General features: G+C 46.0%; 20 protein-coding genes and 1 pseudogene. All 21 read left to right on the forward strand.

Going from position 1 to position 24800, the window contains the following annotated elements; genetic code table 11:
• Window positions 1-3 precede the first annotated feature (3 nt).
• The 21 genes and pseudogenes from VSQ32_19265 (at window position 4) to VSQ32_19365 (ending at window position 24751) form a co-directional block, all read left to right on the forward strand.
• Window positions 4-486 (forward strand): hypothetical protein, encoded by a 483-nt coding sequence (locus tag VSQ32_19265; GenBank protein ID MEH2944919.1) that lies wholly within the window; start codon window positions 4-6, stop codon window positions 484-486.
• A complete protein-coding gene (locus VSQ32_19270) occupies window positions 479-664 on the forward strand; it encodes a cysteine-rich KTR domain-containing protein (GenBank protein ID MEH2944920.1) in 186 nt (61 codons plus the stop codon). The genes VSQ32_19265 and VSQ32_19270 overlap by 8 nt, the downstream gene beginning before the upstream one ends.
• Window positions 665-946: 282 nt before the next feature.
• Window positions 947-1949, forward strand: a pseudogene (locus tag VSQ32_19275) (virulence RhuM family protein).
• A gap of 724 nt (window positions 1950-2673) precedes the next feature.
• A complete protein-coding gene (uvrB, locus tag VSQ32_19280) occupies window positions 2674-4731 on the forward strand; it encodes an excinuclease ABC subunit UvrB (protein ID MEH2944921.1) in 2058 nt (685 codons plus the stop codon).
• A 56-nt stretch (window positions 4732-4787) separates the two neighbouring features.
• Window positions 4788-7622, forward strand: coding sequence for an excinuclease ABC subunit UvrA (gene uvrA, locus VSQ32_19285; protein ID MEH2944922.1), 2835 nt, complete (start codon window positions 4788-4790; stop codon window positions 7620-7622).
• Window positions 7623-7864: 242 nt separating this feature from the next.
• On the forward strand, window positions 7865-9832 hold the full coding sequence (locus tag VSQ32_19290; GenBank protein ID MEH2944923.1) for a methyl-accepting chemotaxis protein: 1968 nt from the start codon (window positions 7865-7867) through the stop codon (window positions 9830-9832).
• Window positions 9829-10272, forward strand: a complete 444-nt coding sequence (locus VSQ32_19295; protein ID MEH2944924.1) for an FMN-binding protein — start codon at window positions 9829-9831, stop codon at window positions 10270-10272. The genes VSQ32_19290 and VSQ32_19295 overlap by 4 nt, the downstream gene beginning before the upstream one ends.
• A gap of 527 nt (window positions 10273-10799) precedes the next feature.
• Window positions 10800-11792: a rod shape-determining protein gene (locus VSQ32_19300; protein MEH2944925.1), complete on the forward strand. Its 993-nt coding sequence runs from the start codon at window positions 10800-10802 to the stop codon at window positions 11790-11792.
• 85 nt (window positions 11793-11877) lie between these two features.
• Window positions 11878-12678: a flagellar hook-basal body protein gene (locus VSQ32_19305; protein ID MEH2944926.1), complete on the forward strand. Its 801-nt coding sequence runs from the start codon at window positions 11878-11880 to the stop codon at window positions 12676-12678.
• A gap of 18 nt (window positions 12679-12696) precedes the next feature.
• Complete coding sequence (locus tag VSQ32_19310; protein ID MEH2944927.1) at window positions 12697-13512, forward strand: flagellar hook-basal body protein; 816 nt, start codon at window positions 12697-12699, stop codon at window positions 13510-13512.
• 77 nt (window positions 13513-13589) lie between these two features.
• Complete coding sequence (locus tag VSQ32_19315) at window positions 13590-13949, forward strand: rod-binding protein (protein ID MEH2944928.1); 360 nt, start codon at window positions 13590-13592, stop codon at window positions 13947-13949.
• A 4-nt stretch (window positions 13950-13953) separates the two neighbouring features.
• A complete protein-coding gene (locus tag VSQ32_19320) occupies window positions 13954-16152 on the forward strand; it encodes an ATP-dependent RecD-like DNA helicase (protein MEH2944929.1) in 2199 nt (732 codons plus the stop codon).
• A 107-nt stretch (window positions 16153-16259) separates the two neighbouring features.
• A complete protein-coding gene (locus VSQ32_19325; protein ID MEH2944930.1) occupies window positions 16260-17360 on the forward strand; it encodes an ABC transporter substrate-binding protein in 1101 nt (366 codons plus the stop codon).
• A gap of 3 nt (window positions 17361-17363) precedes the next feature.
• Window positions 17364-18266 (forward strand): ABC transporter permease, encoded by a 903-nt coding sequence (locus VSQ32_19330; protein ID MEH2944931.1) that lies wholly within the window; start codon window positions 17364-17366, stop codon window positions 18264-18266.
• Window positions 18259-19053, forward strand: a complete 795-nt coding sequence (locus tag VSQ32_19335) for an ABC transporter ATP-binding protein (protein MEH2944932.1) — start codon at window positions 18259-18261, stop codon at window positions 19051-19053. Before VSQ32_19330 ends, VSQ32_19335 begins: the two co-directional genes overlap by 8 nt.
• Window positions 19054-19427: 374 nt before the next feature.
• Entirely contained in the window at window positions 19428-20132 is a 705-nt protein-coding gene (locus VSQ32_19340) for a ComF family protein (protein MEH2944933.1), read from the forward strand.
• Between the two features lie 13 nt (window positions 20133-20145).
• The gene (locus tag VSQ32_19345; protein ID MEH2944934.1) at window positions 20146-20553 is read left to right on the forward strand and encodes a flagellar protein; all 408 of its coding nucleotides are present in this window, start codon (window positions 20146-20148) and stop codon (window positions 20551-20553) included.
• Between the two features lie 398 nt (window positions 20554-20951).
• Window positions 20952-21350, forward strand: a complete 399-nt coding sequence (locus VSQ32_19350; GenBank protein MEH2944935.1) for a hypothetical protein — start codon at window positions 20952-20954, stop codon at window positions 21348-21350.
• 18 nt (window positions 21351-21368) lie between these two features.
• Window positions 21369-22361 (forward strand): hypothetical protein, encoded by a 993-nt coding sequence (locus VSQ32_19355; protein ID MEH2944936.1) that lies wholly within the window; start codon window positions 21369-21371, stop codon window positions 22359-22361.
• An 88-nt stretch (window positions 22362-22449) separates the two neighbouring features.
• Entirely contained in the window at window positions 22450-23355 is a 906-nt protein-coding gene (gene cdaA, locus VSQ32_19360; GenBank protein MEH2944937.1) for a diadenylate cyclase CdaA, read from the forward strand.
• Entirely contained in the window at window positions 23321-24751 is a 1431-nt protein-coding gene (locus VSQ32_19365) for a CdaR family protein (protein MEH2944938.1), read from the forward strand. Before cdaA ends, VSQ32_19365 begins: the two co-directional genes overlap by 35 nt.
• The last annotated feature ends 49 nt before the right edge of the window (window positions 24752-24800 follow it).

A 24800-nucleotide genomic window follows, 5' to 3' on the forward strand; every position in this document is an offset into this window, starting at 1 on the left:
CTTATGGACGAGAAATTTAATATGTTTACGGAAACAGTTGACGGGCGTTTTCGTAGTTTTGTAAATCAAATTAACGAGTATCTGATAGAAAACGGCTGTAAGTGCGATATTAAATCCCAAAAAAGCGGCTACGTCGTGTCTTATGTGCTAAACAGCAATAAAAGGACTTTGGCAACATTCGTATCCCGAAAAACGGGAATGAAGCTCCGTATTTATTCCGAACATATACAGAAGTACCAGAGCTTTCTTGACACATTTCCCGAAAAGATAAAAAAAGAAATCAAGAAAGCGTCTGTCTGTAAACGGCTTATCAATCCCGATGACTGTAATCCGAAATGTGTAATGGGATATACTTTTGTATTGGATGGTGAGCAGTATCAGAAATGCCGTTACATGGCGTTTCAACCTACATTGAGTGAGGAAAACAACCCATATATAAGACAGTTTTTAGAGAAGGAATTGCGGGCAGGTGTCGATTATGAGTAAGCAGGATGCTATTACAGACTGGGTGCATTGCCCTCTTTGCGGAAATAAGACCCGTGACAGAATTAGGGAAGATACCGTTTTAAAAAACTACCCACTCTACTGTCCGAAATGCAAGCAGGAAACATTGATTGAAGCAAAAAATTTACAAATAACAGTCATCACAGAGCCAGACGCTTAAGACGCAGAGCCGATGAACGAGTGAATATCATTTCGCAGTTTGTTGGCTCTTTTATTTCATAAGGCTTAAAGGCAAACGCCCACCATAAAAAAACGGTGTTATGGTGGGCGGTATTGCTATGCCCGAAAAGACTTAACAGACACTCTCCAGACCTGTTTTAGAGTTTGGAGGGATTTTAGTACCATATAAGTGTAAGAGATAAGGCATATCAATAGTGCTTTACCTTCTGCACTTATTTTTTTTTATGGAAGAATATGTTATAATTTGAAGAGGTGGGTATCTATGCAGGAGCATGAGATTATATTATATCAGTTAGAGGATACAAATGTTTATGTGAATGTCATTTTTAAAGAAGAAACATTTTGGATGACGCAAAGAGCAATGGCAGAATTATTTGATTGCACAGCAGATAATATTTCATTGCATTTGAAAAATATTTATAAAGAAGAAGAGTTGGATGCAGAGGCAACTGCCGAGTTTTTCTCGGTAGTTCAAAATGAAGGCGGAAGAAATGTTAGCCGAAAAGTAAAATGCTTTAATTTAGATGCGATTATTGCTGTAGGATATCGTGTAAATTCAAAAAAGGCCACCAGGTTTCGACAGTGGGCAACGAAAACATTAAAAGAGTATATTAATAAGGGGTTTCTGTTAAATGATGATATGTTAAAAAATGGAAAACCCTTTGGAAAAGATTATTTTGATGAATTATTAGAACGCATCCGGGAAATCAGGGCAAGTGAGCGTAGAGCCTGTCAGAAAATCACGGATATATTTGAACAATGTAGCTATGATTATGATAAAAACAGTGAAATTACAAAGAATTTCTATGCCTTTGTTCAGAATAAACTTCATTTTGCAGTTACTGGAAAGACAGCGGCTGAATTAATATATGAGCGTGCGGATTCAGAAAAGCCAGCTATGGGGTTGACAACATGGAAGGACGCACCAGATGGAAAAGTGCTAAAGCGGGATATAGGTATTGCCCAAAATTACTTAAATGAAAAGGAATTGTCCCGTTTAAACAGGCTGGTCCATGTTCATTGATTATGCTGAACTGATGGCAGAAGATGAGATTTTAATGAGTATGCAGGATTGGGTGGAGCAGACAAATCAGTTTTTGATAAATAATCGGCGGGAAGTGTTGGATGGAAAAGGGAAAATATCACATGAAACCGCTATGAAAAAAGCAGAGAAGGAATATGAGATATTTCGAGTAAAACAGGATAAAGAGTATATTTCGGAGTTTGCTCGGGAAATAGAAAAATATCTTAAAGGGGATTGGTAAAGATTCTGGTTAAGAACTTGATAAATATTTGATTTTTAATCATATTGAGCCAGGAGGAATAGCTCATGAGAATGAATTTTAAAGGTTTAGTAAGTTTTATATACATTACCAAAAACTACACCTTTACTACCGTTATATGAGGCTGTCATAAATTCCATTCAAAGTATAGAGGATGCCGAAATCATCGAGGACTGCTTAGACGATCTCCAGCCGTTTATTAATGAAGTAATCCCGAAGGAAGAATGTGAAAACGGTACAGATTTTTCAGGAGATAATTATATAGAACAAATCAGTGAGTTTCTTGCATGAAACTAAGATACTGGCATAATCAAATTGCATGAAAAAAGTACAGAACAAAAGTTCGATTTTGGTCTGTACTTTTTTTGACTTATGTGTTATAATGAAAAACCAAATGACGGGATAATACTATCTGTACTGGCTGGTGTTATTCAGTGTTGTTTCGTTTCAAAAATACGGTTTTTCTAAAGGATACTACGTAATGTGACCTGCATTCGTGTAATTGCTATTTTAACGCTTATTCGCCAGCTTTGCAAGCCCATTTTGCACGAATCGAAAATCAAATTACACGAATTTCGGGCGAATAAGCAAACTTTTTGCGCGGTAATAATGAGGAAAATGCCCTGCTTGCAGGAGCATTTGACGAATGTCGCGATAACGAGAAAACTTGTTTTCGAGTGTCCGGTCACAAATTGGAGGTTTTCATATGCCAGATAAAAGAGGTAATTCGCAATCCGCTGACAGCGGTCAGCTACTTGCTCATGAAAGCAACCCAAAAGGCGGGTGTGCTTTCAAATTACAAGCCCCCTACAAGCCCACAGGCGACCAGCCGCAGGCCATCGCCGAGCTGGTCAAAGGCTTCAAGGAGGGCAACCAATTCCAGACTTTACTGGGGGTTACGGGTTCCGGCAAGACATTTACGATGGCGAATGTCATTCAGGAATTGCAGAAACCGACGCTGGTCATCGCCCACAACAAGACGCTTGCGGCGCAGCTATACGGAGAATTCAAGGAGATGTTCCCTGAGAATGCAGTGGAGTATTTTGTGTCCTACTACGATTATTACCAGCCGGAAGCCTACGTGCCTTCTTCTGACACCTATATTGCCAAGGATTCCTCCGTCAATGAGGAAATCGACAAGCTCAGGCTCTCAGCCACAGCTTCGCTGATTGAGCGTAAAGATGTGATTATTATTTCCAGCGTATCCTGTATCTATGGACTGGGCGAGCCGGAGAATTTTGAGAAAATGATGGTATCCCTGCGTCCGGGCATGAGCAAGGACAGAGATGAGGTAATTCGGAGGCTGATTGATACCCAGTATACCCGAAATGATATGGATTTTCACCGGGGAACCTTCCGGGTACGGGGAGATGTGGTGGAAATCTTTCCGGCCAACCGCGGAGAAACTGCTGTTCGAGTGGAGTTCTTTGGGGATGAAATTGACCGGATTACGGAAATAGATGTGCTGACAGGGGAGATTAAGAACAGCCTGGAGCATATCAGCATCTTTCCGGCCTCCCATTATGTGGTGCCTCAGGAGCAGATTAATAAAGCTGCTGTGGCCATAGAGCAGGAACTGGAAGAACGGGTAAAATATTTCAAAGGGGAGGACAAGCTGCTGGAGGCCCAGCGCATTGCAGAACGCACCAATTTTGATATTGAAATGCTGCGGGAAACAGGATTCTGCAGCGGCATTGAGAATTATTCCAGGCATCTGGCAGGGGCTCCGGAAGGGGTTCCCCCCAATACGCTGATGGACTATTTTCCGGAGGAATTCCTGATTATTGTGGACGAGTCCCATATCACCATTCCGCAGGTACGGGGGATGTATGCCGGAGACCAGTCCCGGAAGACCACGTTGGTGGACTATGGATTCCGGCTGCCCTCGGCGAAGGATAACCGTCCTTTGAACTTTGAAGAATTTGAGAGCAAGATAGACCAGATGCTGTTTGTGTCCGCCACACCCAACGTTTATGAAAAGGAACATGAACTGCTGCGGGCAGAGCAGATTATCCGTCCTACCGGGCTGCTGGACCCTGAGATTGACGTGCGGCCGGTGGAAGGACAGATTGACGATTTGATTGGCGAAGTCAACAAAGAGATTGGGAAAAAGAACAAAGTCCTGATTACCACCCTTACCAAGAAGATGGCGGAAGATTTGACTGACTATATGCGGGAAGTGGGAATTCGGGTGAAATATCTTCACTCTGATATCGACACCCTGGAACGGGCAGAGATTATCCGGGATTTGCGCCTGGATGTATTTGATGTGCTGGTAGGCATCAATCTGCTGCGGGAGGGACTGGATATTCCTGAGATTACGCTGGTGGCGATTTTAGATGCGGATAAAGAAGGCTTCTTAAGGTCAGAAACGTCTCTGATTCAGACCATTGGACGTGCAGCCAGGAATTCCGAGGGGCATGTTATTATGTATGCAGACAGCATTACCGATTCCATGCGTGTTGCCATAGATGAGACGAACCGAAGAAGGGGCATTCAGCAGGCGTATAATAAGGAGCACGGAATTACCCCGGCAACCATACGCAAGTCTGTACGTGATTTAATCAGTATATCCAAAAAGGTGGCAAAAGAGGAATATCGGTTCCGGAAAGACCCGGAATCCATGAGCAAAAAAGAACTGGAGAAACTGATTGGAGAAATCCAGAAGAAAATGCAGACGGCAGCGGCCGAGCTGAATTTCGAAGCGGCGGCCGAACTGCGTGACAAGATGATAGAACTGAAAAAGAATCTGCGGGATATGTAGCCTGACACTCCCGGCTCATGATACGCGGGAATCTACGGAAAAAGGAGTTTATCAAAATGGCAAAAGCAGAAAAGCAGTATATTAAAATCAGGGGAGCCAATGAGCATAACCTGAAAAACCTGGATGTGGATATTCCGAGAAATGAATTTATCGTTTTAACGGGACTGAGCGGTTCCGGGAAATCCTCTCTGGCCTTTGATACCATTTATGCGGAAGGTCAGCGCAGATACATGGAATCTCTTTCTTCTTATGCAAGGCAGTTTCTGGGCCAGATGGAGAAGCCGGATGTGGAGAAGATTGAAGGGCTGTCTCCGGCCATTTCCATTGACCAGAAGTCTACCAACCGCAATCCCAGGTCCACCGTTGGAACAGTGACGGAAATTTACGATTATTTCCGTTTGCTGTATGCGAGAATTGGAATCCCCCATTGTCCGGTCTGCGGAAAAGAGATTAAAAAGCAGTCGGTGGATCAGATGGTAGACCAGATTCTGTCTATGGAGGAAGGAACCAAAATCCAGCTTCTGGCTCCGGTGGTCCGGGGACGCAAGGGAACCCATCAGAAATTATTTGAACAGTCCAGACGCAGCGGTTATGTGAGAGTGCAGGTTGACGGCAATATTTATGATCTGACAGAAGAAATCCCCATGGATAAAAATATCAAACACAACATTGAAATTGTGGTGGATCGTCTGGTGGTGAAGCCGGGCATTGAAAAGCGTCTGACAGATTCTGTGGAAGGTGTACTGGAACTGGCGGAAGGGCTGATGACGGTGGATGTGATTGGAGGCGAGCCGGTGAATTTTTCCCAGAGTTTTTCCTGCCCGGACTGCGGCGTCAGCATTGAAGAGATTGAGCCCAGAAGTTTTTCCTTTAACAATCCCTTCGGCGCCTGTCCGGACTGTTTTGGACTGGGGTATAAGATGGAATTTGATGTGGACCTGATGATTCCGGACAAGTCCTTAAGCATTGCGGCAGGAGCCATTCAGGTCATGGGATGGCAGTCCAGTACCGATAAGGGCAGCTTTACCAATGCCATTCTCACTGCACTGGCAGAAACATATCAGTTCGATTTGGATACGCCCTATGAAGAACTGCCAAAAAAAATTCAGAATATTCTGATAAATGGCACCGCGGGAAAAGAACTGAAGGTTCATTACAAGGGCCAGCGGGGAGAAGGGGTCTATGATGTGGCCTTTGAAGGGCTGGTACGGAATGTGCAGCGCCGGTACCGGGAGACCGGCTCCGATACCATGAAGCAGGAATATGAACAGTTTATGCGAGTGACTCCCTGTAAGACCTGCGGCGGTCAGCGGTTGAAGCGGGAAGCCCTTGCGGTGACTGTCTCCGGAAAGAATATTTACGAAGTCACATCCATGTCCATCCGAAAGCTGCAGGCATTTCTGAAAGATATGGAGCTGACGGAACATCAGAAACTGATTGGAGCTCAGGTGTTAAAAGAAATCCGGGCGAGAGTTGGATTTCTGGTGGATGTGGGACTGGATTATCTGACCTTATCCAGGGCAACGGGAACGCTGTCCGGTGGAGAAGCTCAGCGTATCCGGCTGGCCACTCAGATAGGTTCCGGGCTGGTGGGGGTGGCCTATATACTGGACGAGCCCAGTATCGGCCTGCATCAGCGGGATAATGACAAGCTGCTGAATACCCTTCGGAATCTGAAAAATCTGGGAAATACCCTGATTGTGGTGGAGCATGATGAGGACACCATGTTTGCGGCAGATCATATTGTGGATATCGGACCTGGAGCCGGAGAGCACGGGGGACGTCTGGTGGCTCAGGGAACTGCTCAGGAAATCATGAAAAATAAGGAATCCGTGACAGGGGCTTATCTGAGCGGCAGAATTAAGATACCCGTTCCGGAAACCAGAAGAAAGCCTGCTGGTTTTCTGAAAATCAAAGGGGCTCAGGAAAATAATCTGCAGAACATCAATGTGGAAATTCCCCTGGGCGTTATGACCTGTGTGACCGGAGTATCTGGTTCCGGCAAGTCTTCCCTTACCAATGAAATTCTCTACAAGCGTCTGGCAAGGGATTTAAACCGGGCCAGAGTGATTCCGGGCAAACATAAATCCATTGAAGGGATGGAGCAGCTGGACAAGGTAATCGATATTGACCAGTCTCCCATTGGAAGGACGCCGCGGTCCAATCCGGCAACTTACACAGGAGTATTTGACCAGATACGGGATTTGTTTGCAGCGACGCCGGATGCCAAAGCCAAAGGATATGCCAAAGGGAGGTTCAGCTTTAATGTAAAAGGCGGCCGCTGTGAGGCATGTTCCGGCGACGGTATTCTGAAGATAGAAATGCATTTCCTGCCGGATGTTTATGTGCCCTGTGAGGTGTGCGGCGGCAAACGTTACAACAGAGAGACTCTGGAGGTAAAATATAAAGGAAAAAGCATTTACGATGTACTGGATATGACCGTGGAGGAAGCACTGACTTTCTTTGAAAATGTCCCTTCTATTAAGAGGAAAATTGAAACATTATACGATGTAGGGCTTTCCTATATCAAACTGGGCCAGCCTTCTACCACCCTGTCCGGCGGGGAAGCCCAGCGGATTAAGCTGGCCACGGAGCTGAGCCGGCGCAGTACAGGGAAAACCATCTATATTCTGGATGAACCCACCACAGGCCTCCATTTTGCAGATGTGCATAAGCTGACGGAAATTTTGCAGCGTCTGGCGGAAGGCGGCAATACGGTGGTGGTAATAGAGCATAATCTGGATGTGATAAAGACAGCGGATTATATCATTGATATGGGGCCGGAAGGAGGAGATGGCGGCGGTATGGTCATTGCAAAGGGAACTCCGGAAGAAGTGGCGGAAGTGAAAGAATCCTATACCGGCCAGTATATTAAAAAATATCTGAAATAATCCAGGAATCCTGCAATGCAGGATTCTTTTTTTATCTTATAGGAAATACCGTGTCACTGTGAAGTGCTAAAATATATAGATTTCCTATAAGATAAAACCATTATGCGCAGCTCGCGGAGAATGTGCATAGCATATCATTTTTACAATTCCCCGGAAATGACAAAAAGCGGGAAAACGGGGTGTTTTTGCGAAAAAAGTTGATATAATTAAGAGGTAATAGTGAGAAAGGATAACAAAAGATTATGGAGAAGAAAACAATCAAACAGATTATCGTGTTTTATGTAATGTCTGTATCCATTACCCTTGGAGTTCTGCTTACCGTTGTAATGATTATCAGCAGTTTTGTTTCCACAGATTCTGTTTTACTGGAAAATCTGCAGATGATGGCTAAAACGTCTTCACAGAACGTGAGCGCCAATCTGCATTTGCTGACGGACCGGATGACCAATCTGGCGCTGGAGGAGGTTCTGACGGATGAGGAAGCCTCGAAAGAAGAAAAACAGGAGGTTCTGAATGAGCGGGAAAGCCGGATTGAATTTGTCTGGCTGGGCGGCTATGATTTGTCCGGGCAGAAAATGTACGGGGATAAGGCCGCTCCGGAAAGCATCGCAGAAGAAAAATTTTATACATATCTTACAAAAACAAATAATATTGTCATAGATGAACCGCGGTATGAGAATGACATATGTCAGCTTCGGGTTGCCCTGCCCATGACAAGAGAAGGAGAAGTGGATTCTTATCTGGTAGGAAGTTATAAATACGATTTGCTGCACGACGTACTGTCCAATATCAATATCGGAGTGACAGGCTCTTCCTACATGATTAACGAAGAGGGAACAATTATTGCGGATAAGGATTTGGAATATATGCAGAAACATGAAAATGTGTACGGACTGTATGATTCCGGGAAAAATAAAGCGGTATTTGACAATATGATAAATTCCCAGACAGGTTCAGAGTCCATGAGACTGCATGGAATCCGCCATTATGTGGCTTATGCGCCTGTACCTGGAACTAACTGGACGCTGATTGTGGATGCGCCCCGGAGGGAATTTCAGGGAATATTGTTTACTTCTGTGTTTGTATGCATTTTGCTGGCAGTGATTCTTCTGGTGGCGTCCCGGTATGTGATTGTGAGAATGGCGGACAGCATTTCCGATTCCCTTTCACTGGCTACAGGAAGGCTGACAGCTCTGTCGGAGGGAAATCTGAAAGACGAGGTGGTGCTGGCGGAAACCAATGATGAGGCTGAAGTGCTGACAAATGCACTGGCGAAAACCATATCCAGTATGGACGGGTATATCAATGATATCAAATCCTCTCTTGGATTTCTGTCGGAAGGAGACTATTCCAGAGAAGTACCGGATACATTTACCGGGGATTTTGTGGCAATCCGGGAGGCTCTGACCGCCATTACGGTTTCCCTGAATGAAACCATGCGCAGAATTAATCATTCCTCCCTGGCAGTAAATGAAAATTCCTCCGAGGTGTCCGGTTATGCCAGACGGCTTTATGATGGTTCTACGGAGCAGGCAGTGGCGCTGGAACGACTCAGTAGCAGTATTCAGAAAATTACGGAGCAGATTGGACATATTACGGAAAATGCGGAACAGGTAAAGAAATGTGCAGGAGGCGCCGAATATAAAGTCAGTCAGGGACAGGAGCACATGGGAGCCATGCAGGAGGCGATGAAAGATATTTATGCAAATATGCAGGAAATTATCAAAATCAGCCAGTTAATAGAAGAAATATCTTCTCAGACAAGTCTGCTGGCATTGAATGCTTCCATCGAGGCGGCCCGCGCCGGAGAATCGGGAAAAGGATTCGCGGTGGTAGCTCAGCAGATTGGTGTTCTGGCTGACCAGACAGCCGATGCCCTGAAACAGACGGGAGATATGATTGAGCAGGCGAATATGTCTATCAAAAGGGGAATGGAAGCCGCGGAATTAACAGCAGATTCTTTCCAGGAAATCAATGCGGCTACGGAAGAATTTACCGGAATTTCCCATAATATGGCCCGTGTGGTGGAAGAACAGAAAAAAGCAGTTTCCATGGTAACGCAGGAAGTAGACAAAGTGTTGGAGATTGCCAATACCAATCAGCAGCTTGCCAGGGAAACGGACGAGACAGCGGCCATGTCTCTGACCCAGGCGGAAGAACTGGGTGAAGTGGTGGCAGCAGTAAAGTTAAAGGAAGGTGATCCGGAATGAAAAAGAAATTTCTGGCGGCATTTGTGATGACAACAGCGGTTCTGCTGACAGGCTGCGGCAATAAAATGGAGGATGGTTATTATACTGCTGAAATGTCCGGTTTTTCTCATGGATGGAAAGAATATGTCTGCATTCAGGTGAAGGATGATACCATTGTCTCAGCGGAATTTAACGCAAAAGATGAGAGCGGCTTTATCAAAGCATGGGACAATGAATATATGCGGAATATGAGCAGTAAGGAGAGGACTTATCCCAATAAATATACCAGGGAATATGTGCGGCAGCTGATTGAAGGGCAGAGGGATACAAAGGTGGATATACTGAGCGGGGCCACTCATTCCGGCGAGAATTTCACGAAACTGATTGAAGCTGCCATGAAGCAGGCGGAACAGGGAGACTCCACCACGATTCTGGTGGAGATGGAAGCGGAAGAAGAATAAAGCGGCCAGGCCTGCCGGGTTCCCCTGTCTCCCTCAGTCCTGAGAGGATTGCACGCGTACTTTCACGTATTAGCGTGATATGGTATTTTTTGTAAGATAAAAAGGGCTGTCCCAATGGACAGCCTTAACTTTCGGGGAGTACCTCCTGGATTCCGGATGTAACAGGAATCCAGGAAGCATGAGTTATGAAAAATTATATTAGCTTGTTAGCTAGTACATGTACAAGTATAACCGGAGAATGTGAAAGATATGTGAAAAAAACGGGAAAACTTTAGAAAAATTATAAAAAATCCATAAACTTTAATAAGGAATGCCATGGAAAAGGTTAATAATAGACGTTTTTTTATATTTTAGAAAAAAACACTTTGAAAATTCCCCGTGATTGTATATAATGTATGTATATATGGAAAAATAGAGTTATTATGTTTTATTGTATTTGGGCGGGAAGAAGTACCGTTACCGCAGGAAGCGGAAGTGCCTGCGGCATTTCCGAAGCAGATAGATAAGAGAAACGAAAGGGGAACTATATGATGTCAACTGATATTGGAATTGACCTGGGAACAGCAAGTATCCTTGTATATATAAAAGGAAAAGGCGTTGTGCTGAAAGAGCCCTCAGTGGTGGCATTTGACAGAGATACCAACAAAATAAAAGCCATTGGAGAAGAGGCCCGTCTGATGCTGGGAAGAACTCCGGGAAACATTGTTGCGGTAAGACCTTTGCGCCAGGGGGTTATTTCTGACTACACAGTGACCGAAAAAATGTTAAAGTACTTTATTCAGAAAGCCATGGGCAAGAAAAGTTTCCGCAAACCCAGAATCAGCGTATGCGTACCAAGCGGTGTTACCGAAGTGGAGAAAAAGGCTGTGGAAGACGCCACGTATCAGGCAGGGGCAAGAGAAGTTTCCATTATAGAAGAACCCATAGCCGCCGCTATTGGCGCCGGTGTGGATATCTCCAAGCCGTGCGGTAATATGATTGTGGATATCGGCGGAGGTACTGCGGACATTGCAGTGATTTCCCTGGGAGGAACGGTGGTAAGTACCTCGATTAAGATTGCAGGGGATGATTTTGACGAAGCCATCGTACGTTATATGAGGAAGAAGCATAACTTACTGATAGGAGAGAGAACTGCCGAGGACATTAAGATAAAGATTGGAACCTGTTTTCCGCTGGCACAGAATGATACCATGGACGTCAGGGGACGTAATCTTGTCACAGGCCTTCCGAAAACCGTATCCGTATCTTCGGAGGAGACGGAGGAAGCTCTCCGGGAAGCTACCTTACAGATTGTGGAAGCCGTACACAGCGTACTGGAGAAAACACCTCCGGAACTGGCGGCAGACGTGGCAGACCGGGGAATTATTTTAACGGGCGGCGGCGCATTGCTCCGCGGGCTGGAAGAACTGATAGAGGACCGAACCGGAATCAATACCATGACAGCAGAGGAGCCCATGACCTGTGTGGCCATCGGAACCGGCAAATACGTGGAATTTTTATCCGGTAAGACAGATGAGTGACAGCTGCAGCTCTGTGCTTCGGAATAATTTCGGAGAATAAAATGCGGCAGGCAACATGTAGTTATCATACAAAGGAGCAGGAGCTATGGTAAAGGGATTATATACTGCGTATACAGGGATGATAAACCAGCAGAACAGACTGGACGTACTTACCAACAATCTGGCGAATTCTGCAACGAACGGATTCAAAAAAGAAGGATCAACTTCCCAGGCCTTCGATGATATGCTTGCAATTAAGATTAAGGACACTTCGGCTATGGGGCTGTCCAGAAGACTGGGAGATGTGAGCCTGGGAGTTAAGATTGGGGAGTGTTATACGGACTACGGGCAGGGCTCTTTCCGTGTGACAGATAACGTCTATGACCTGGCTATTGACGGTGACGGATTTTTTGCCATTTCCTTCACCAACAAGGCAGGAGAGACTTCTGTGAAATATACTAGGGATGGTGCTTTTACCGTCAACAGGGAAGGATACCTGATGACGAAGGATGGGGATTATGTGCTGAATCAGGCGGCGGCCCAGGCGGGAAATCCGGGGCAGGCCGGATACATACGGGTAGACCCCAACGTAGAACTGAAAGTAGATGAGAATGGAAATCTTTACCAGAATAATGCCATGGTGGGACAGGTAGGCGTGGTGGATTTTGCAGACTATAATTTCCTGTCCAAATATGGCGAGAATATGTATGATCTGGTGGAGGGCGGCCAGGTTCAGGCCACGGATGCGAGAGTGATTCAGGGAACCCTGGAGATGTCCAATGTGAACGTGATATCTGAGATGGTGGAGATGATTACCATTTCAAGAGCCTATGAGACCAATCAGAAAATTATTCAGTCTATAGATGGCACACTTGAAAAAGCTGTAAATAATATCGGCAAAGCATAGGAAGGAGCGGCATAAGTTATGATGAGATCATTGTGGTCGGCAGCGTCCGGCATGATTTCCCAGCAGACGGCAGTGGATACCATTGCTCACAATCTGTCAAATGTGAATACCACCGGATACAAGACCGAGAAAACGGAATTCAAATCTCTGTTATATCAGACACTGCAGACCAGAACAACCACTGCAAACGGAGAGAATAAACCGATTCCTGCCCAGGTGGGGCTTGGAACGCGGGTAGCGTCCATTACTTCCAATTTTACGCAGGGTTCCATGCTGGCCAGTGAGAGCTTTACAGCTATGGCAATCGCCGGAGACGGATTTTTTGCAGTGCGCGGAGCAGACGGAAATACCTATTATACCAGGAACGGGGATTTTAAGCTGAGTGTGGGCAATGACGGAAATCTTACGCTGGTAACAGCGGACGGTTATCCGGTGCTGAGCAGCGACGGGAATCCCATTACCATGCCTGGGGATGTGAGCAACAGTAAAATACAGGTAACTACCGAGGGTGCGTTCGGATATATGGACGGCAACGGGAATTTTGTAAATGCAGGAAACATCGGACTGTTCCAGTTCAGTAACCCGGCGGGTCTGGAGAAGCTGTCCAACAGTCTTCTGGCCGTGTCGGACGCTTCCGGACAGCCTTTGAATGAGGCAAATACCGCGAATCTGATAAGAAGCGAGATACGTCAGAAATATGTGGAAGGCTCCAATGTACAGGTGGCAGACGAGATGGTAAATCTGATTGTGGCCCAGAGAGCCTATGAAATGAATTCCAAGGCAATTCAGGCTTCAGACGATATGCTGAGCCAGGCAAACCAGTTGAAGCGTTAATGCTGCTGATGACAGTATTTCAATAAGTGATATCTGTGCTTCGCCAGCAGCGGGCAATTCAGGAAAGAAGGGTACATATGAGTCTTGATTTAAATGCAATTAATTCCTGTTACAATAATTATAATATGGATACAGCCACCGATTCTGCCGGCAAGCTGGAGGAAACGCTGAAGTCTGATTTGTCCACAGCCACCGAAGAAGAACTGATGGATGTATGCAAAGATTTTGAGGCATATTTTGTGGAGCAGATGTTCAAGGCAATGCAACGGATGGTGCCGGAATCTGAAGAAGATGTTTCCGCTTCTACCAGGCAGTTAAAGGATTATTACAAAGAACAGATGACTCAGAGTTTTGCAGAACAGGCTACGGAGGGAGAAGGACTGGGAATTGCACAGATACTGTACGACCAGATGAAGCGCAATTACGGTCTGGAATAAAATTGTGGAAACTTTGTCAGGATATGTGGAACATATTGTTTTTCAGAATACGGAGAATGGATATACCGTATTAAATCTGGTCTGTGAGGAAGAAGAGATTACCTGCGTGGGAATTTTTCACGGGGTCAGCGAAGGGGAGTGCCTGGAACTGACGGGAGAATACACCATCCATCCTTCCTACGGCAGACAGTTTAAGACCTCCTCTTTTCAGGTAAAACCTCCCGAAGATATGATATCGGTGGAGCGTTATCTTGCTTCCGGAGCCATTAAGGGAATCGGCGCGGCTCTGGCAGCCAGGATTGTGAAAAAGTTCCGGGAAGATACCATACGGATTATTGAGGAGGAGCCGGAACGACTGGCAGAAGTGAAGGGAATCAGCCAGCGCAAGGCAATGGAAATTGCAGAACAGGCCGAGGGGAAGCGGGAATTGCGGCAGGCCATGATTTTCCTGCAGCAATACGGTATTTCCCAGACACTTGGGGCAAAAATTTTTCAGGCATATGGCCAGGAACTGTATGGGATTTTAAAGGAAAATCCATACCGTCTGGCAGATGATATTCAAGGTGTGGGTTTTCGGATTGCGGATGAAATTGCATCCAGAGTCGGAATCCACACCGATTCTGATTTTCGCATCCGCAGCGGCATTCTCTATGCACTGGTACAGGCCGCTCTGGAGGGCCATACCTGCCTGCCGGAATATCTGCTGACCGGGAAGGCCAGTGAGATTCTGGGAGTTGCTCCGGAATATATTGAGAAACATTACATGGATCTGGCCATAGAGAAGAAACTGGTTATCCGGGAACAGGAGGATAGCCGGTATATTTACGGAGCCAGTTATTATTATATGGAAGCCAATACGGCGGCCATGCTGGAACAGCTTGATTTTTCTTTTGAAGTGCCGGAAGCGGAAATCCGCCAACGGATCCGGAGTATTGAGCAGGATACGGGAATGGTGCTGGATGAACTTCAGGCAGAGGCCGTAAAGGAAGCAGTTACCAATGGACTGATGATTCTGACAGGAGGGCCCGGAACAGGAAAAACCACTACCATCAATACGATTATCCGTTATTTTGAGCTGGAAGGCATGGATATTTTTCTGGCGGCGCCTACGGGACGGGCGGCCAAACGGATGAGTGAAACCACAGGATTTGAAGCCCGTACCATTCACCGTCTGCTGGAGTTAAACGGCGGAGCAGAAGGAAAAGAAGGTTTTGAGCGCAATGAGCAGAATCCTCTGGAGGCAGATGTGATTATCATTGATGAAATGTCAATGGTGGATATTTCCCTGATGTATGCATTGCTCAAAGCAGTGGCTGAAGGCACCAGACTGATTCTGTCCGGAGATGTAAACCAGCTTCCCAGTGTGGGGCCGGGGAGCGTACTGAAAGACATGATTGATTCCGGTCGGTTTCATGTGGTGCGGCTGAATAAAATTTTCCGTCAGGCAGCTCAGAGTGATATTATTGTCAATGCCCATAAAATCAATCGGGGCGAAGAGGTCATTCCGGACAATCAGAGTATGGATTTCTTTTTTCTGAAGCGGTATGACGCCAACGTAATCATCAGTGTGGTGATTCAGCTGATACAGCAGAAGCTGCCCAAATTTGTGGATGCGGAGCCTTTTGATATTCAGGTGCTGACACCCATGCGGAAAGGACTGCTGGGCGTGGAGCGGCTGAACGGGATTCTGCAGAAGTATCTGAACCCGCCGGAACAGGGGAAACGGGAGAAAGAACATGGCGATATTATCTTCCGGGAGGGAGATAAAGTCATGCAGATTAAGAATAATTATCAGCTTGAATGGGAGATACGCAGTAAATACGGACTGGCTATTGATAAGGGAGCCGGAATTTTCAACGGTGATATGGGACGGATTCGCAGTATCAATACATACCAGGAACTGGTTACGGTGGAATTTGATGAAGGCAGAATGGTGGATTATTCCTTTAAACAACTGGATGAACTGGAACTCGCCTATGCCATCACCATTCACAAATCCCAGGGAAGCGAATATCCGGCAGTGGTAATTCCCCTGCTGACAGGCCCCAGAATGCTGATGAACCGGAACCTGCTGTATACGGCGGTGACCAGAGCCCGGAAATGTGTGACACTGGTGGGGAATGATGCGACATTTCAGGAAATGATTGCAAACGTCAGCGAGCAGAAGCGGTATACAGGGCTGAAAGACAGATTAATACGATAATGTTACGTGAAGGTAAGAGCAGAAAGGCTCTTGCCTTTTTTGTCATTCAATGTTATATTATAGAGTATCAACGCGTTTAAGCGCTAAAGTACAGGGAGGAAAGATTCATGAAGAAAAAAATACTGACACTTGTATTGTCCATGACCATGGCAGCTTCCATACTGGCAGGCTGCGGTACGGTAGGTGGAGATTCTGCAAAAAAATCTGAAGAAAGCCAGAGCTCCGAGGACAGTAAAGAGACAGAAGATACGACGGAAAAAGAAGACGCAGGAACAGAGGAACAGAAGGAAGACGATACGCAGAGTTCTGAAAGCCAGGGAGATAAAGTATACAGAATCGGTATCTGCCAGCAGCTGGAACATCAGGCGCTGGATGCGGCGACAGAAGGATTTAAAGCGGCTCTGACAGAAAAACTCGGAGAGGGCAATGTGAAATTTGATTATCAGAATGCCCAGGGAGAGCAGGCAAACTGCGCAACTATTGCCACAAAATTTGTAAATGACAAAGTAGATTTGATTATGGCAAATGCCACCACTTCTCTGCAGGCATGTGCGGCTGCCACTGCAGATATCCCCATTGTGGGAACTTCTGTTACGGACTTTGTGGAAGCCGGCGTGGTGGAGAGCAATGAGGCACCGGGAAGAAACGTAACAGGAACTTCTGATCTGGCGCCTATAGATCAGCAGATTGACCTTCTGGCAGCATTGGTTCCGGATGCAAAAAAGGCAGGAATTGTATTCTGCTCTTCAGAGGCCAATTCTGTGTTCCAGGCGGAGCAGGCAGAGAAAGCACTGGAAGAAAAAGGTATTTCCTATGAGAGATTTACTGTGGCAGATTCCAATGATATCCAGCAGGTAGTAACCAGTGCTGTGGAAAGCTGCGACGTGCTCTATATCCCCACGGATAACACTATAGCAAATAATATGGAAGGCGTAAAAAATGTAACGGGCCCGGCAGGAATTCCCATTATCTGCGGCGAGGAAAATATGTGTGCCGGCGGCGGACTGGCAACGTTAAGTATTTCTTACTATAACATTGGTTATAACGCAGGAATCATGGCGTATGAAATTCTCACCGAAGGGAAAAATCCTGGGGAAATGCCCATTCAGTACGCAGATGAAGTGACCAAAAAATACAATGCGGAAGTGGCAGAGGCCCTGAACATGGAAATGCCTTCTGATATGGAAGAAATTGGAAAAGAGGAATAGGAAATGGGATCACTGATCAATGCACTTCCCGGCTCTGTGGCACAGGGGTTAATCTGGGGAATTTTGGCAATTGGTGTGTATATTACTTATAAAGTGCTGGATTATGCGGATTTGACGGTAGATGGAAGCCTTGCCACCGGCGGGGCAGTGGCGGTTATGTGCATTGTGGGCGGAATGAATCCTTATCTGGCCATGGTGATGGCCTTTGGGGCCGGAATGCTGGCAGGCCTTGTGACCGGGCTGTTTCATACGGTGTTTGGCATCCCGCCCATTCTGTCAGGTATTCTGACTCAGCTTGGGCTGTATTCTGTTAATATGCGGATACTGGGAAAATCCAATCAGGCAGTCAGCGTAGACCAGTATGAGCTGATTGTAAGCCTCCGCTACATTCAGGAAGCATGTATTACAGCAGGAATCTGCTGCCTGATTATCACATTGGTACTGTACTGGTTTTTCGGTACGGAACTGGGAGCTGCAGTCCGGGCCACCGGCTGTAATCAGAATATGGCGCGGGCACAGGGCATAAACACCAGTAATCAGAAGGTGCTGGGACTGGTGATTTCCAACGGGCTGGCAGGAGTTTCCGGCGCCCTGTACGCCCAGTATCAGGGCAGCGCGGACGTCAATATGGGCAGAGGAGCCATTGTGATTGGACTGGCTGCTGTAATTATCGGTGAAGTGGTATTTGGCAAAATATTTCATAATTTTGCACTGCGTATGCTGGCTGCCGTAATCGGCGCGATTATTTATTTTATTGTAATTGCAATTGTGCTGCAGCTTGGGCTGTCCACCAACGATTTGAAGCTGTTTTCCGCTCTGATTGTGGCTCTGTTCCTTGCAATTCCCCATCTGAAGAGTAAATATTTTGCCTCCGCAGGCAGAAAAGGAGGCAGGGCAGATGCTTAAAATTGAAAAAGTGTATAAAACCTTTAATCCCGGAACCATCAATGAAAAGCGGGCGTTAAACGGGATAGATCTGGTATTGAATGAAGGAGATTTTGTTACGGTAATCGGAGGAAACGGCGCAGGAAAATCCACTATGCTGAATATGATTGCCGGGGTTTATCCGGCAGACCAGGGGCAGATTCTCATTGATGAGGCGAATGTGACAAAACTTCCGGAACATAAACGGGCCCAATACCTGGGAAGGGTGTTTCAGGACCCCATGACCGGTACAGCGGCAGATATGAATATAGAAGAAAACCTGGCCATTGCAGCCAGAAGAGGTAAGAAACGGTTTCTGGGATGGGGAATTACCGGAAAGGAAAGAGAAGTTTATCAGGAGAAGCTGAAAGCTCTGGACCTTGGACTGGAGAGCAGAATGACTTCCAAAGTGGGGCTGCTGTCGGGCGGCCAGCGGCAGGCTTTGACCCTTTTGATGGCTTCTCTGGAAAAACCCAAAGTGCTGCTGCTGGATGAGCACACAGCGGCACTGGACCCAAAGACGGCAAAAAAGGTGCTGGATTTGACGGAGGAAATTGTGGACAGGGACCATCTGACCACATTGATGATTACCCATAATATGAAAGATGCTATCCGGCTGGGGAACCGTCTGATTATGATGCACGAAGGAAGAATTATTTACGATGTGTCAGGGGAAGAAAAACGAGGACTTAAAGTATCGGATTTACTGGCAAAGTTTGAGGAAGCCAGCGGCGGGGAATTTTCCAACGACCGGATGATGCTGTCCTGAAACAGAAAGGACTGTTGCAAAATGCAGCAGTTCTTTTTATTTTGTCTTACAGAAATACACTGTCACGCTAATGCATGAAAGTGTATTTCTGTAAGACAAAATAATTATGTATGCACACTCGCACAGGAGGAAAATATTGCTTCGCAATTGTGCTCGGCGCAGAAAAGTAGCCAGGTTCCTCAAGGTTGAGGGATTCAGGGAGTTGAAGTGAACCTGTCCACTTTGTTCCAGGAAAATCCTAAGAATTTCTCCGGTACTTTTAGAAATTTTTAAGAAAAAACCGGTAGAATCCATGGCGAAAGTGTGATACCATAAAATCGCCGGGAGACATTTTTCATAAAGTAACCATATTGAAATTGAAGAAAGAAAAATTTTTGCATCTGTTGTTTCCGCCAAGATGTCCCGTCTGTGATGAAATACTTTTTTCGTCTTTTGCCGCGCCGGAGGAATTAATCTGCAAAAGCTGCAGAAATCTGCCGGAATATGTGAAAGAACCGGTATGCTTCCAGTGCGGAAAACCACTGGAAGATGAACGGAAGGAATACTGTTATGACTGCAGCCGGAAAGAATTTGCTTTTGATCAGGGAAAAGCATTGTGGATATACAGAGGAGCAGTCAGAGAATCCCTGTATCGGTTTAAATACCGGAACCGCCGGGAGTATGCGGAATACTACAGCTCTGAACTGGTAAGAGTATATGGCGGCTGGATAAAGGAGATGGGAATTCAGGCAGTAGTTCCCATACCTCTTTCACGAAAGCGTATGAGACAGCGGGGATTTAATCAGGCAGAGCTGGTGGCCGGGAAGGTTGGCAGGAAAATGAATCTGCCGGTATACGGCAGATTGCTGGTCCGTACCAGGGATACAAAGGCCCAGAAAGAATTAAATGACGAAGAACGGAAAAATAATCTGAAAAGGGCTTTTAAAACCGGAAAAAATAAGGTACAATTAAGCCATATCTTATTGCTAGATGATATTTATACGACCGGAAGTACGATGAACGAGGCCGCGAAAGAATTAAAGCGGGCCGGGGCAGAACGGGTATATTGCCTGAGCGTCAGTATCGGCAGAGGATATTAGGAGGAAAGAGGATATGGAAGTAAGAAATTGCAGGGGATGTGGAAGACTCTTTAATTATCTGCAGGGACCGCCTTTGTGTCCGGGCTGCATGGCAGAGCTGGAAGAAAAGTTTCAGCAGGTAAAGGAATATCTGAGGGAACATCCAAAGGCACCGTTAAATGAAATTGCAGAGACAAATGAAGTCAGCGTGAAGCAGATCAAACAGTGGGTGAGAGAGGAGCGTCTTGCATTTACCGAGGAGTCGCAGATTACGCTGGAATGTGAGGCGTGCGGGGCAAGAGTTCTGAGCGGAAGGTTCTGTGATAATTGCAGGTCACATCTTCAGAATGAACTTAACGGAGCGATTAAACGTCCCACTGCCACTGTGGCACCCAAGAAGAATGGCTCTACCAAAGACAGGATGAGGTTTTTGGACAACTGAAACTGCCGGCAGAATATGTGTCTGCGAGCGGGTGCCGGAAGAGGTACGGTTCGCCGGACATGTTCTGCCGGTTTTGTACTCTTACAGGAGAGGGGTCAGGGAAACCCCGTGGGCCTGTCCGCTTTGTTCTCTTATAGGAAATACCGTGTCACTGTGAAGTGCTAAAGTATATAGATTTCCTATAAGAGAAAAGCCCTCCGGGCGGGATGCGCAGTTCGCGGAGATGAAATTTATTGCCAGGCAATCCGCTCGCGCGCGAAGAATGCGTAAGCGCATTCTTTTTTACAGGAAATACCGTATCACGCTAACGCGTGAAAAAATGTGCACCTGTACTTTTCCTTACAGAAAATGTGTGCTATAATAAAGCTGGTTAATTTCGGAAAATGGACGGTGCACCTATGTTAAATGAAGAAAGAATTCGCCTTATGACGAAAATGGCTGCCTATGAGGCAGGAGAAGGAAAAGAAAATCTGCCTGTGAAACAATATTATCGGAGAGATTATGTGGGATACGAGATGCTCAAAACGTTTCTCACTTCCACCATATCTTTTGGGATTCTGCTGGTATGCTGGCTGGTATACAGGATGGAAGACCTGACAGAATTTCTCAAAGGCAGGGATTTGCCGGAACTGGGCATGTGGCTTATCATCCGGTATGTAGTATTTATCAGTATTTACCAGGTCATTGCCTGTATTGTATACACCAGACGTTATAAGAGAGCAACCGCCAGTGTAAAGGAGTATTATGCTACCCTGAAGAAGGTGGAAAAACTCCGGGAGAAGGAAGAACGATTATAACTTTTGGAGGATTTGGAAATGACAGGTTTGTTGGAAATAAGGGAAAAACTGCGTTTTTTTTACGGGAAATATGAGTTGTATGTGACAGCAGGCATAAAATTTGTTCTGGGTCTGACGGTATTTTTCATGATTAACAGCCAGCTTGGCTATATGGAGCGGCTGGACCATCCGGCGGTGGTACTGATGCTGTCTCTTGGATGTGCGTTTCTGCCCATTAATGCAATGATTGTGCTGGCCTGCGGAATGATACTGCTCCATCTGTCTGCACTGTCGCTGGAAGCCTGTGCCATTGGCCTGTGCCTGTTTTTGCTGCTTTTTTTTCTGTATGGGAAGTTTGCGCCTCAGAATGGGTACAGTGCCGTGCTGACTTCTGTGCTCTGCTTTTTCCGGATACCTCATGTTATGCCGGTGGCAACAGGAATGTTGAAAGGGCCTTCTGCATATTTATCAGTATTGTGTGGAGTTGTCACTTACTTTTATGTAAGAGGAGTACAGGAGAACCTGGTGAACTTCACATCTACAGAAGAGACGGAAGGATTTGCCAAATTTACAGCTGCTCTGCGGATTCTAACCGGGAACAGGGAAATGTATCTGGTGCTGGCTGCCTTTCTGATTACCTCGCTGGTGGTCTATGTGATTCGCCGACAGTCCATCAATTATGCATGGAGGATTGCTCTGGTTGCAGGCAGTATGCTGGAACTGATTATTCTGCTGGTAGGGTATATCCTGCTGGATATGACGGACAGAATCCTGTGGGTTGTGACAGGGGTTCTGATATCTCTGGGAATTTCTCTGATTCTGGAATTCTTTTTCTATAATCTGGATTATTCCAGGATAGAACGGGTACAATTTGAAGATGACGAGTACTATTATTTTGTGAAGGCCGTTCCCAAAGTATTTGTGACAAAAAAGGAAAAGAGAGTGAAGCGGATTACGCCGAAAAAGCGTACCACCGTCAATCGCAGGGATTTGGCCAGAGAACTGGATATTGACCAGGATTTGCTGGAATAGAAAAATGAACGGAATTCGGCCGGCTGCAGGAAGAGCAGGCCGGCAGTTTACGGAAATCTGAAATGACAAAAAGAAAGGGGATGAAAAAATGATACGGGATTTATTCGCAATGATGAATTCTTTTGCATCGAAGTACCTGTTCTGGGTAGACCGGCACAGTATAACCAAAACAGATATTGCGGAAATTATTATTATTTCATTCCTGATTTATAATATTCTGGTCTGGGTGAAACAGACCAGAGCATGGAATCTGCTGAAAGGAATCATTGTGGTGCTGGTATTTGTTATGCTTGCCGCAATGTTCCAGATGAATAATATTCTGTGGATTGCAGGGAAAACCATTAACGTGGCGGTAATCGCGATTATCATTGTATTCCAGCCGGAGCTGCGGCGGGCGCTGGAACAGCTTGGACAGAAGAACTTTATAACATCGGTATTCTCTTTTGATTCACAGAAGAACCAGGAGCGGTTCAGCGAACGTGTGGTCAATGAGATTGTAAAGGCAACTTATGAAATGGCCAAAGTGAAGACAGGTGCGCTGATTGTTATTGAGCAGGACGTGGTGCTTAAGGAATATGAGAGAACCGGAATTCCGCTGGATTCTCTGGTGTCCAGCCAGCTTCTGATTAACATTTTTGAACACAATACACCGCTGCATGACGGAGCTATTCTTGTGCGGGGCGAACGTGTAGTATCGGCCACCTGCTATCTGCCCCTTTCTGATAATATGGAGCTGAGCAAAGAGCTCGGAACCCGGCATCGTGCGGCGGTAGGAATCAGTGAGGTCTGCGATGCCCTGACTATTGTGGTGTCTGAGGAAACCGGAAATGTGTCCATTGCTGTGGGAGGAGAACTGTATCGGAATGTGGATGCGGAATACTTAAAAGGAAAATTGAATTTTATCCGAAAAGGCTCCATGGATGTGGCAAGATTCCGGATATGGAAAAGGAGGATGAAGCATGTTCAGGAAAATGATGAAGCATCTGGTGAATAATCCGGGGCTGAAAATTCTGTCCGTCCTCCTGTCTGTTGTATTGTGGATGGTGGTAGTAAAAATGGCAGATCCGGACTTTACCAAAACATTTTCTGTTCCGGTGGAAATTCTGAATAAAGAAGTGATTCGTACCATGGGAAAAGTGCCGGATATTGTGGGAGATACGGATATTGCAGTGTTCTATATTTCCGGCCCCCGGAGTTATGTGGAAGACATGGACAGTGATGATTTCAGTGTGACTGCGGATCTGAGTCAGGTAGATTTGAGCCAGGACGGAGAGACGAAACTGGTGCCCATTGAAATCACTGCGAAAAAGAATGAAAAGCATATTGACATTATCCGAAAAACAGTAAACATGCAGATTACCCTGGAGGATTTGTCTGAACAGAAATTTGTAATATCTCCGGAAACCACAGGAACTCCGGCAGAAGGCTGCGCTATCGGTGATGTGGAGGTGATTCCGAATCTTCTGCAGGTATCCGGACCGGAATCTGTGGTATCAAGGATTAATCGCGTATCTGCTTCCATCAATGTGGATGGAATATCCAGCGATGTAACGGACAGCGTGAAGCCCGTCCTGTATGATGAGAACGGAGAAGTGATTTCTTCTGAACTGCTGGAAATGAATCAGAATGTAGTGACCATAAGAGCCAGCATTCTGGGCACCAAAAGTGTGCCTGTCCGCTGTCAGGTAAGCGGAGCCCCGGCAGAAGGTTACGAGTACCGGGGTGTGGAATTAACACCGGAGACGGTTCTGATTAAAGGGGAGGCCGCATTGCTGAACGGAATTAATTCCATTGATATTCCGGAAGATGTAATCAATATAGAAGGGGAAAAGGAAGATATTGAGACTACCGTTGATATTACTCCTTATCTGGGAGACGGAGGAATTTCTCTGGTGGATGACATTGCCAATCAGGTGGTTGTAAAAGTGCTGATTGAGCAGAAAGAATCCAAAGTATTCCATTTGCCGGTGGACAGCATTAAAATCAACGGGCTGAGTCAGGATTATAAGCTGTCCTTCAGCGGAAGCACAGTCGCAATAACCGTCAGGGCACTGAAAGAGTATATGGATACCCTGCAGAACGGAAGCATTAAGGCGGAGCTGGATGTTGCGGAACTGGAGCCGGGTACCCATACCCTGCCTCTTGACGTGACTTTGCCGGATGATAAATTTGAGTTGCCGGATACCATCAATGTACAGATTACCATTGAGGATAAAAATGCCCCTCCGGAAGTAAATCAGGATGAAGCAGATCAGTCCGGAAATAATAACAGCAATAATAATAGTAATAACAACAATAATAGTAATAACAGCAATAATAACAGCAATCAGAACGGAAATAACAGCGGAACGAGCCAGAATAACAGAGACAGAGATGCAGAAGAAGACTGACAGGTTCGTTTACCATAGTATGCAAAATTGCATACGGAATGGAGGAAAA

This window comes from Lachnospiraceae bacterium JLR.KK002 (assembly GCA_036941025.1).
Taxonomy (GTDB): Bacteria; Bacillota; Clostridia; order Lachnospirales; family Lachnospiraceae; genus Petralouisia.

Coding starts and splice junctions, on each gene's coding strand:
- VSQ32_19265 (MEH2944919.1), top strand. CDS start 4: ATGGACGAGAAATTTAATATGTTTACGGAAACAGTTGACGGGCGTTTT.
- VSQ32_19270 (MEH2944920.1), top strand. CDS start 479: ATGAGTAAGCAGGATGCTATTACAGACTGGGTGCATTGCCCTCTTTGC.
- uvrB (MEH2944921.1), top strand. CDS start 2,674: ATGCCAGATAAAAGAGGTAATTCGCAATCCGCTGACAGCGGTCAGCTA.
- uvrA (MEH2944922.1), top strand. CDS start 4,788: ATGGCAAAAGCAGAAAAGCAGTATATTAAAATCAGGGGAGCCAATGAG.
- VSQ32_19290 (MEH2944923.1), top strand. CDS start 7,865: ATGGAGAAGAAAACAATCAAACAGATTATCGTGTTTTATGTAATGTCT.
- VSQ32_19295 (MEH2944924.1), top strand. CDS start 9,829: ATGAAAAAGAAATTTCTGGCGGCATTTGTGATGACAACAGCGGTTCTG.
- VSQ32_19300 (MEH2944925.1), top strand. CDS start 10,800: ATGATGTCAACTGATATTGGAATTGACCTGGGAACAGCAAGTATCCTT.
- VSQ32_19305 (MEH2944926.1), top strand. CDS start 11,878: ATGGTAAAGGGATTATATACTGCGTATACAGGGATGATAAACCAGCAG.
- VSQ32_19310 (MEH2944927.1), top strand. CDS start 12,697: ATGATGAGATCATTGTGGTCGGCAGCGTCCGGCATGATTTCCCAGCAG.
- VSQ32_19315 (MEH2944928.1), top strand. CDS start 13,590: ATGAGTCTTGATTTAAATGCAATTAATTCCTGTTACAATAATTATAAT.
- VSQ32_19325 (MEH2944930.1), top strand. CDS start 16,260: ATGAAGAAAAAAATACTGACACTTGTATTGTCCATGACCATGGCAGCT.
- VSQ32_19330 (MEH2944931.1), top strand. CDS start 17,364: ATGGGATCACTGATCAATGCACTTCCCGGCTCTGTGGCACAGGGGTTA.
- VSQ32_19335 (MEH2944932.1), top strand. CDS start 18,259: ATGCTTAAAATTGAAAAAGTGTATAAAACCTTTAATCCCGGAACCATC.
- VSQ32_19345 (MEH2944934.1), top strand. CDS start 20,146: ATGGAAGTAAGAAATTGCAGGGGATGTGGAAGACTCTTTAATTATCTG.
- VSQ32_19350 (MEH2944935.1), top strand. CDS start 20,952: ATGTTAAATGAAGAAAGAATTCGCCTTATGACGAAAATGGCTGCCTAT.
- VSQ32_19355 (MEH2944936.1), top strand. CDS start 21,369: ATGACAGGTTTGTTGGAAATAAGGGAAAAACTGCGTTTTTTTTACGGG.
- cdaA (MEH2944937.1), top strand. CDS start 22,450: ATGATACGGGATTTATTCGCAATGATGAATTCTTTTGCATCGAAGTAC.
- VSQ32_19365 (MEH2944938.1), top strand. CDS start 23,321: ATGTTCAGGAAAATGATGAAGCATCTGGTGAATAATCCGGGGCTGAAA.